Annotated in this window: 5 protein-coding genes; 4 read left to right on the top strand and 1 reads right to left on the bottom strand. The window is 74.8% G+C overall.

The window, feature by feature from the left end; all coding sequences use genetic code 11:
• On the bottom strand, positions 1–886 hold an 886-nt coding region (locus tag F1544_RS18680), incomplete at its 3' end, for a DUF222 domain-containing protein (RefSeq protein ID WP_167587630.1).
• Positions 887–1,076: 190 nt separating this feature from the next.
• On the opposite strand from F1544_RS18680, the gene F1544_RS18675 reads away from it, so the two are divergent.
• The 4 genes from F1544_RS18675 to F1544_RS18660 all read left to right on the top strand — a co-directional run bounded on the left by F1544_RS18675 (position 1,077) and on the right by F1544_RS18660 (position 8,443).
• Positions 1,077–1,943, top strand: a complete 867-nt coding sequence (locus F1544_RS18675; protein ID WP_167587629.1) for a hypothetical protein — start codon at positions 1,077–1,079, stop codon at positions 1,941–1,943.
• A gap of 165 nt (positions 1,944–2,108) precedes the next feature.
• Positions 2,109–4,958, top strand: coding sequence for an aconitate hydratase (locus F1544_RS18670; protein WP_167587628.1), 2,850 nt, complete (start codon positions 2,109–2,111; stop codon positions 4,956–4,958).
• A gap of 261 nt (positions 4,959–5,219) precedes the next feature.
• A complete protein-coding gene (locus tag F1544_RS18665; protein ID WP_167587627.1) occupies positions 5,220–7,571 on the top strand; it encodes a putative bifunctional diguanylate cyclase/phosphodiesterase in 2,352 nt (783 codons plus the stop codon).
• Entirely contained in the window at positions 7,568–8,443 is an 876-nt protein-coding gene (locus tag F1544_RS18660; protein ID WP_167587626.1) for an HDOD domain-containing protein, read from the top strand. The genes F1544_RS18665 and F1544_RS18660 overlap by 4 nt, the downstream gene beginning before the upstream one ends.
• Positions 8,444–8,476 lie beyond the last annotated feature (33 nt).

The raw sequence follows: 8,476 nt of genomic DNA, 5'->3' as shown, positions 1-8,476 counted from the left end.
AGGCGAGGAGTTCGCGGGCGATGGCGGCCGGCACCGGTCCGTGACCGGGGACGCTCGCGGAGACGTCACCCGCGTCCAGCAGCGTGTCCGTCGGCATCACGAGGTGGACGACGACCGGGACGGGCTCGGTCTGCGGGTCCCGGCCGGTGATCCGCTGGACGAGCGTGTCGGCCATGACCTGACCCCGGCCCCGCTCGTCGCCGGGTTCCCGGGTCGCGGCGTGCTCCTTGACCGCGGTCAGCAGGTCCGTGTGGACCGCGACCCCGTCGGCGACGGGCAGCAGCGCGGTCACGTAGGTCATCGTGTCCGGCGCGGGGCGGATCGACACGCAGCGCTCGTTGGCCGCCTTCCTCGCCCGCGCGACCGCGGAGGCCGGGTCGATCTGCTGGGCCAGGGCTCGCGCGGACCCGATGATCGACGCGGCACCGACTCCGGGACGGGAGAACTCCCCAGCCAGGGCCGCGTCGACCCGAGCTCGGTCCTCCCGCGCCAGGCACACGGTGGCCTGCACGACCTTGGTGGCGGTCCACTCCTCCACCACCCCCGACCGCAGCGCCGCGAGGGTTTCCGGCAGGTCCTCGACGAGGGCGAGGGCGGCGCCGACGAGACGCCCACCCTGGTGCGGGGAGACCCGCCGCGCGGCCGCGACCTGCGGCCCCACCGACCGGCCGCGCTTCACTGCGGGAACTCCGGCCGCCGCCTCGTCGGCGCGGACCGAGCGAGACAACTCCGCGGTCGCCTCGGCCTGCACCGCGGCGAGCGCCCGCTTCGCGCGTTCCGCGGCGGCGATCACGTCCACCAGTTCAGCGTCGGAGAGGCCCGCAGAGACGGCGTCGAACAACCCGTCGACCACCTGGTCGAGAGCTGCGGCGCACGTCGTGGACACGTGTTCGAGTCTACCGGTCCACTCGTCGATCGGCAAGCACATCCACTGTGCTGCAACAGGAGACGCTGAGTTGTCGTCGACGACGCCACCATCGTCCGCAGCTCGTCGACCGGCAGGACGTGTCGCACCAGACACCACCTGCGCCGCGCACCAGCCCCCGCGGAGGCCGCTGCAGCGGGATGCTGGAGCGGTGAGCACGATCAGGTCGGCGGGGCGTTCCGAGGTCGCTGCGGCCGCGCCGGCCGACGGGTTCGGAGCGGGGCCGTGGCGCTGGTGGCGCCGGTCGGCCGGCGCGGGGGTCGTCAGCCTGCTGGCCCTCGGGTTCGGGATGCTGGCGACCGGGCTGGACGGCGACGACCGGGACTCCGGGTTCTGGGCGCTGCTCGTCGTGGCCTGCACCTGGCTCGGCGTGCCCGTCTCCCGCTGGACGTCCGGTCAGGCCCGCGGGGCGGCGCTCGTGGCCCGCCACGCCTGGTCGGGCACGGTGCTGGGGCTCGTGGCGGCGGTCGCGCTCTCGCTGTGGTTCGGCTCCGGCCTGGGGCTCCTGGTCGTGGTGGCCCTCGTGGCCCTGCCGGCCGGGGCGCTGGTCGGCGCGGCCACCGCCGCGCTCGCCCTCCTCGTCCCGCGCCTCGCCGCGCCCGTGGTCGCGGTGCTCGGGGTCGTCGCCGTCGGGCTGCTCGCCCTCCACACCTTCCGGGCGCCGCCGCCCTACGACCTCGTCGCCGTCGACGACACCGGGCAGGTGAGCGCCGTCGGGGGCGCCACCGGTCTCGCCGCGCTCACGCAGGACGCCGTCGAGCGCGCCGGGAGCGGGGGCGACCTGCGCGCCGCGCCGCTGTGGCAGACCGTCCCCGACCTCTTCACGGCGGTGAGCGACGCCCGGCCGGCCTCGCACTCCGCCGACGTGGACGACCTGCCGGTCGCCCGGGCCACGGGGGAGCGGGTCCGCCTCGTCACGGTGCGGGTCCGCGACCGGGCGTCCGCCTGCGTGGTGGTCGAGGCCCGCACCACGCGCGTGCTCGACGGCGCCTGCGAGGACCTCGACCTGGTGCGGTGACCGGCCCTCCGCGGAGCCGGGGCGCGCCGCAGCGCCCGTGGTATCTTGACGTCGAGATAAATAGCCGGCTGGCCGGGAGGGCACCCGAGCGCCGAGGAGGCGCCGGTGGGACGATCGGTCCCGACCGCCAGCGCAACGTCGCGGACGACGAGTGAGGAGCTCCCGGTGAGCAGCCAGAACAGCTTCGATGCCAAGGCCAGCCTGACAGTGGCAGGGACCGAGTACACGATTTTCCGCCTCGCGGCGGTGGACGGGGCCGACAAGCTCCCGTTCAGCCTCAAGGTCCTGCTCGAGAACCTGCTGCGCACGGAGGACGGCGCGAACATCACCGCCGACCACATCCGCGCCCTCGGCGGCTGGGACCCGGCGGCGCAGCCGGACACCGAGATCCAGTTCACGCCCGCCCGCGTGATCATGCAGGACTTCACGGGCGTGCCGTGCATCGTCGACCTGGCCACCATGCGCGAGGCCGTCGCCGAGCTCGGCGGGGACCCGACCCGGGTGAACCCGCTGGCCCCCGCGGAACTCGTCATCGACCACTCCGTCATCGCCGACGTGTCGGGCCGCCCGGACGCGTTCGAGCTGAACGTCGACATCGAGTACGGCCGCAACAAGGAGCGCTACCAGTTCTTGCGCTGGGGCCAGACGGCGTTCGACGACTTCAAGGTCGTCCCGCCCGGCACGGGCATCGTCCACCAGGTCAACATCGAGCACCTGGCGCGCGTGGTCTTCCCGCGCACGGTCGACGGGGAGCTGCAGGCCTACCCCGACACCCTGGTCGGCACCGACTCGCACACGACGATGGTCAACGGCCTCGGCGTCCTCGGCTGGGGCGTCGGCGGCATCGAGGCCGAGGCGGCCATGCTCGGCCAGCCCGTCTCGATGCTCATCCCGCGCGTCGTCGGCTTCAAGCTCACGGGCGCCATCCCGGCCGGCGCCACCGCGACCGACGTCGTCCTGACCATCACCGAGATGCTGCGCAAGCACGGCGTCGTCGGGAAGTTCGTCGAGTTCTACGGGCAGGGCGTCGGTGCGGTGCCGCTCGCCAACCGCGCCACCATCGGCAACATGAGCCCGGAGTTCGGCTCCACCGCGGCGATGTTCCCCATCGACGACGTCACGCTGGACTACCTGCGCCTGACCGGCCGCTCCGACGACCAGGTCTCGCTCGTGGAGGCCTACGCCAAGGAGCAGGGCCTCTGGCACGACGCGAGCCGCGAGGCCGCCTACTCCGAGTACCTCGAGCTCGACCTGTCCACGGTCGTGCCGAGCATCGCCGGCCCCAAGCGCCCGCAGGACCGCATCGTCCTGACCGAGGCGAAGGAGGCGTTCCGCGCCGCCCTGGGGGACTACGTCACCGACGACGTCCCCGCGGGAAACGCGCCCTCCTCGGCCATGAGCGGCACCATCGACGACGTGAGCCGCCCGTCGCAGGACGAGGCGAGCGAGGAGAGCTTCCCGGCCTCCGACCCGCCCGCGTCCTCCACGACGGACGAGCGCGACGAGCCGGCCGCCCCGGGCCACGCCCAGGGCCGCCCGTCCAAGCGCGTGCTCATCACGCTGGACGACGGCACGCAGACCGAGATCGACCACGGCGCCGTCGCGATCGCCTCGATCACGTCGTGCACCAACACCTCCAACCCCTCCGTCATGGTCGCGGCGGCGCTGCTGGCCAAGAACGCGGTCGAGCGCGGCCTGACGGCCAAGCCGTGGGTCAAGACGTCGCTGGCGCCCGGGTCGAAGGTCGTCACCGACTACTACGACAAGTCCGGCCTCACGCCGTACCTGGAGAAGCTCGGCTTCCACCTCGTCGGCTACGGCTGCGTGACGTGCATCGGCAACTCGGGCCCGCTGCCCGAGGCCGTCTCGAACGCGGTGCAGGAGAACGACCTCGCGGTCACCGCGGTGCTCTCCGGCAACCGGAACTTCGAGGGCCGCATCAACCCCGACGTCAAGATGAACTACCTGGCGTCGCCACCCCTGGTCATCGCCTACGCCCTCGCGGGGACGATGGACTGGGACATCGAGAACGACCCGATCGGCCAGGACGAGTCCGGCACCGACGTGTTCCTGCGCGACATCTGGCCCGACGCGGGCGAGGTCGAGCGCATCATCGCCGAGTCGATCACCAAGGACATGTTCGTCGACGACTACGCCGACGTCTTCGCCGGTGACGAGCGCTGGCGCTCGCTGCCCACGCCCGAGGGCGACACCTTCGCGTGGGACGCCGAGTCCACCTACGTCCGCAAGCCCCCGTACTTCGAGGGCATGCAGCCGGAGCCCTCGCCCGTCACCGACATCTCCGGGGCCCGCGTCCTGGCGCTGCTGGGCGACTCGGTCACGACCGACCACATCTCGCCCGCGGGCAACATCAAGCCCGACAGCCCCGCCGGCACGTACCTGGCCGAGCACGGCGTGGAGCGCAAGGACTTCAACTCCTACGGCTCCCGCCGCGGCAACCACGAAGTGATGATCCGCGGCACCTTCGCGAACATCCGCCTGCGCAACCTGCTCCTCGACGGCGTCAGCGGCGGGTTCACGCGCGACTTCACCCGCGACGGCGAGCAGTCGAGCATCTACGACGCGGCGCAGAACTACGCGGCGCAGGGCACCCCGCTGGTCATCCTGGGCGGCAAGGAGTACGGCTCCGGGTCCTCCCGCGACTGGGCGGCCAAGGGCACGGCCCTGCTGGGCGTCAAGGCCGTCATCACCGAGAGCTTCGAGCGCATCCACCGCTCCAACCTCATCGGGATGGGCGTCGTCCCGCTGCAGTTCCCGGCGGGGGAGACGGCGGCCTCGCTCGGCCTCGACGGCACCGAGACGTTCGACGTCGCGGGCATCACCGAGCTCAACGAGGGCCGCACGCCCCGCACCGTGCGGGTCACGGCCACGAAGGAGTCGGGCGAGACGGTCGCCTTCGACGCGGTCGTGCGCATCGACACCCCAGGTGAGGCGGACTACTACCGCAACGGCGGGATCCTGCAGTACGTCCTGCGCTCGCTGACCCGCGCCTGAACCTCGGCACGCGGACACCGGACGGCGGTCACCCCTCGGGGTGGCCGCCGTCCGGCGTTCCGGGCAACCTCCTGCCGCAGCGTCACCGGACGCCCGGACCGGGCCGCGCCTCGCTGCGCCGGACGGGTGAGGCGGGCACCCGCGGTGCGCGGCGGGCGTCACCCGGGAACCCCTGACGGGTCAACTCCCGCCCGCACGTGCCGATGAAGTCCCTGACGCGGACCCACGGACGGGGCCGCCCACACACAAGGGACGGGCACCGTGGAACTCGAGGCGTGGCGCGGCAGGGGGGACGACCTGCACCCGGGGGTCTCCGCCGCCCTCCTGCACCTCGTCGGTGCCGGCGACCAGCCCGTCGTCGTCGTCTCCCGCCCCGCCGACGGCCTGCCCGTCGAGGTCCCGCGCATCCGCTGGGCCAACGCGGCCGCCGCAGACCTCCTCGGCGTCGCCGCCGACCACCTCGTCGACCTGGCCGTCTCGCGGGTCCTGCGCGGCGCCGGGGCGGCGTCCGTCCTGCTGCACGAGCGCAGCACCCGCTTCGCCGTGCAGGCCCTCACCTCCGCCGGCAGCGCCCGCAGCACCGAGGTCGTCGCCTGGCCCGTGCCCCTGGGGACCGCGCTGTCCCGCCCGACGCACCTGCGCTCCGCCGGTGCCGCCCCGCTGGGCGAGCGGCCCGGCAGCGAGCGCACCGCGCTGGAGGGGGAGGACTACTGGGTCCTGCAGATCGCCCTGCCCTCCGACGAGCGGACCTCCGCGACGCTGCGGGCCGCCGAGGAGCGCTTCGCGACCCTGGCGCAGAGCTCGCCCGTGCCGACCATCGTCTCCGACGTCGGCGCTCGCCTGTCGCACGTCAACGACGCCTTCGCCGAGCTCCTCGGCGTCCCCGCCGACACCCTGCACGGCACCGGCTGGCTCGCCCACGTCCCCGAGGAGGAGCGCGCGGCCGTCGTCCAGGCCGTCGCCGACGTCCTCGACGGGCACCGCACCGCCCTGGACACGCGGCTGTGCCGGGCCGACGGGCAGCTGCGCTGGGTCCAGCTGCGCCTCGCGCCCTCGCGCACCCCCGGCTACGGCGCCGGCTTCATCGCCACCGTCGAGGACGTCACCGAGCGCCTCGCCCGCGAGAGCCGGCTGGCCTACCAGGCGCAGCACGACCTGCTGACGGGCCTGCCGAACCGGCTGGCTCTGCTGGAGCACCTGAGCGCCCTGAGCGCGCAGCAGGAGCGGCCCACCCGCGCCGGGCACGGCAGCGGCCCCGGCATCGGCGTCCTCGTCGTCGACCTGGACGACTTCAAGACCGTCAACGACGGCCTCGGCCCGGAGGCCGGGGACGAGGTCCTCGTCGAGGTCGCGCGCCGCCTGTCCCGGACCGTGCGCGGCGCCGACCTCGTGGCCCGCCCCGGCGGTGACGAGTTCGTCCTCGTCTGCCACGACCTGGTGGACGCCGACGCCGTCGCGGCCACCGCCCGCCGCGTCCTGGACGCCGTGCTGGCGCCCGTCGACGTCAACGGCCTGCGGCTGCGCCTGGGGGCGAGCGTCGGCGTCGTCCTGCTCCCCGAACCGCCCGGACCGCCCGAGGAGCTGCTGCGCGACGCGGCCATCGCCGTCGCCGAGGCCAAGGCCGCCGGCGGGGGGCGCTGGCAGGTCCTCGACGACGCCGTGCGCCGCACCGCCCGCCGCACGCTGCGCCTCATCGCCGACCTGCGCGAAGCCGTCGCCCGCGGCGCCCTCGACGTCGCCTACCAGCCCGTCGTCCAGCCGGGCCGCCCCGCCGAGGTCGTCGGGGTCGAGGCCCTGGTGCGCTGGCGCCACCCCGAGTTCGGTCCCGTGGACCCGCAGACCTTCGTCGGCCTCGCCGAGCGCAGCAACCTCGTCGCGGCCCTGGACGCCCACGTCCTCACGGTCGCGCTGCGCGACCTCGCGCGCTGGCGGGCGGGCGTCGCCGCGGGCGACCTGCCGCACGCGCCCCGCTGGGTCGCGGTGAACGTCTCGGCCACGACCCTGTCCGCGCCGGGCTTCGCCGAGGGCGTTCGCCGCCGCGTCGCCGACGCCGGGCTGCAGCTCGCCGACGTCTGCCTGGAGGTCACCGAGACCGCGCTGGCGACCGACCTGCTCGCCTGCCGCACGGTCCTGGAGGGCCTGCGCGCCGACGGGATCACCGTGGCCGTCGACGACTTCGGGACCGGCTTCTCCTCGCTGGCCTACCTCAAGGACCTGCCCGTCGACCACCTCAAGGTGGACCGCTCCTTCGTCCGCGACCTGCACAGCTCCGGCGACGGCCCCCGGGGCGGCCCGGCGCGCGCCGTCGCGGCCGCCGTGGTGTCCCTGGCCCGCACCCTCGGCCTCGGGGTCGTCGCCGAGGGCGTCGAGACCCTCGAGCAGGACGCCGTGCTCGTCGAGCTCGGCTGCGACTACCTGCAGGGCTACCTGTACTCGCGCCCCGTCCCGGCCGACGCCCTCGTCGAGGTCCTCCGCGCCGGCGGCACGCTGCAGCCGCAGCCCGCGGCGCCCGCCCCGGTCTCCCCGGTCGGCTCAGCCTCCGTCGGCCCAGCCCCGGTCAGCTCGGCCCCGCGCCCCGCGACGGTGCCCGCCCCCCGGCAGGTGCCGGCGTGAGGGCCACCGAGCCCGTCACGGGGCTGTCCCCCGCTCCCGGCCCCGCGGCGACGTCGTCGGTCGACGACAGCGCCGTGGCCGTCCTGGGGCGCCTCAGCGCCGCCCTGGACGACCTGCCCGCGCAGCGGCCCGTGGCCGCCCGCGTCATCGCCGAGACCGACGACGTCCGCTCCGACGCCAGGTCGCTCGGGCACACCCTCGGGTTCGACCCCGCCCTGACGGCCAAGGTGCTGCGGCTGGCCAACTCCGCCTACTTCGGCCTGTCCGGCCGTGTGGGCGCCCCGTCCTTCGCCATCACGGTCGTCGGCTTCGCGACCGTGCGCAGCCTCGCGGTCGCCGCGATGGCCGGGCTGGAGGACACCCCCGCGGTCCTGGAGTCGTTCTGGGAGCGCAGCCTGCTGACCGCGGTCGCCGCCGGCGAGATCGCCGCCCGCCTGGGCGTCAAGGCGCCCGACGCCTTCAGCCTCGGCATGCTGTCCCGGCTGGGGCAGGCCCTGCTCGTGCGCTGCGACCCCGAGCACTACCCGGCGCTGCTGGCCGCCGCGGGCGACCGCGAGGAGCTGCTGGAGGCCGAGAACCGCCGCTACGGCGTCACCCACACCCGCGTCTCGGCCGAGGCGCTCGCGGCCTGGTCGTTCCCCGAGGACCTCGCGCACGCCCTGTCCCAGGTCGACCGGGCGGGCTGGGCGGTGCCGCTCGCGGTGGCCGTCCGGGTGGGGCTGGAGCTCTCCGAGCGCATCGTCGACCCGGCCCACACCCCCCGCCCGGTCGAGCACCTGACCTCCGGCCACGTCCGCGAGGCGGAGCTCGACGCCCTGCGGCTGCCGGTGCAGCGCACCGCGGCCGACATGGTGCGGCTGCTCACCAGCTGAGACGCCCCGCGCGCCGCGGGGGCCCGTCGCGCC

The organism is Kineococcus rubinsiae, from assembly GCF_011839805.1.
Classification (GTDB): Bacteria; Actinomycetota; Actinomycetes; order Actinomycetales; family Kineococcaceae; genus Kineococcus; species Kineococcus rubinsiae.
This window is presented reverse-complemented; position numbering and strand designations above follow the sequence as displayed.